The organism is Clostridioides sp. ZZV14-6345 (genome assembly GCF_020657775.1).
GTDB classification, from domain to species: Bacteria; Bacillota; Clostridia; order Peptostreptococcales; family Peptostreptococcaceae; genus Clostridioides; species Clostridioides difficile_D.
Map to the genome: position 1 here is coordinate 1 of NZ_JAGWCX010000150.1, position 1,134 is coordinate 1,134.

1 protein-coding gene is annotated in these 1,134 nt (G+C 24.5%); it reads right to left on the minus strand.

The genetic code is table 11. The features are described 5' to 3' along the window. Positions 1-351: 351 nt before the first annotated feature. On the minus strand, positions 352-759 hold the full coding sequence (locus KGF39_RS19360) for a hypothetical protein (protein WP_227823565.1): 408 nt from the start codon (positions 757-759) through the stop codon (positions 352-354). Positions 760-1,134: the final 375 nt, after the last annotated feature.

The following is a 1,134-nucleotide window of genomic DNA, read 5'->3' on the forward strand; positions in this document are numbered from 1 at the left end:
TTATACAATGATAAAGGGTAATGATAGATTTGATACACTATACAAAGCGTTAGATTTTATTAATAGGTAGATAAAAGAATTGTTTATTTAAATAATTATTCAACAGAATAATAAAAGTTGCCAAACAAAACTATTATAATTATGTGTATTTATATTTTTGTTTGGCTAAGAAGATTATTTTTTCTTGTTGTTTTCAGTTATTTTTTTATGATACTTTGTTTTGATGCTTCATCAAGATTTGCGCGAATATTTCTTAAAATATGAATTACTAAATCAGAGTAAGTAATAGTTTCTTCATCTAAGATGGTCATGCCCTTCTATTTTTTTTTGAGTATGCTAAAAACAAAGCATCTATACCTCTAAAATTATGGAATTGTCATCTGGAATTTTATGTAAGTCTACCATCTTATTAGTGGTAGGAATTATATGGAAGTTATATGAGTCTAATAGGGACAAATCATTTATCATGAAATATTTCTGACAGTCATTTAAAAAAGTATTCATCTTTTCTATTTCATAGGGATGTAATTCATCTAGTTTATAATTAGATACAATTCGGTCTTTCAAAGTTCTCCAAATTACTGAAACGGAAAAATTGAAAATTTTTTCATTTAATTCAATTGGATTAAGTTTATTTTTAGTAGCTTTTTGAAATACTTCTCTTTTAAAGTAATCTTCAAATTTACTAAACATATCCTCGCAATCACAACATGGAAATGGCTTATGTTCTCCATCCTGCATTGGTTTATTTACATCCATATTACTTCTAACTCTTTTTGTTGGGGGATTCTTTTTTATATATCTGTAAATGAACTTTGGTATTATATAACTATCTTTTAATGGTTTTTCTTGACTACATAATTTACATGTTATAATATTTTATCCTTCATATTTTAATATATTTAAACTATGTCAATAAATATATTAATACAATTAAAGAAAGAATTAAATACTTATGATATAATAAAAAAATAGAAGTGTACTACTAATACACTTCTATAGCTACAACTAAGCATTCTCATGAGTGGAATTGCTTTTTTCATTATTATCTGATTCGTCGATAATTATCTTTATATATACTAACAATAAAAAAAGACCCTCAAAAGAGTCTTTCCCGAAAAATCTATATATTAT

Excerpts from the sequence above, each read along its gene's own strand:
- KGF39_RS19360 (WP_227823565.1), bottom strand. The coding sequence starts at position 759 with ATGGATGTAAATAAACCAATGCAGGATGGAGAACATAAGCCATTTCCA.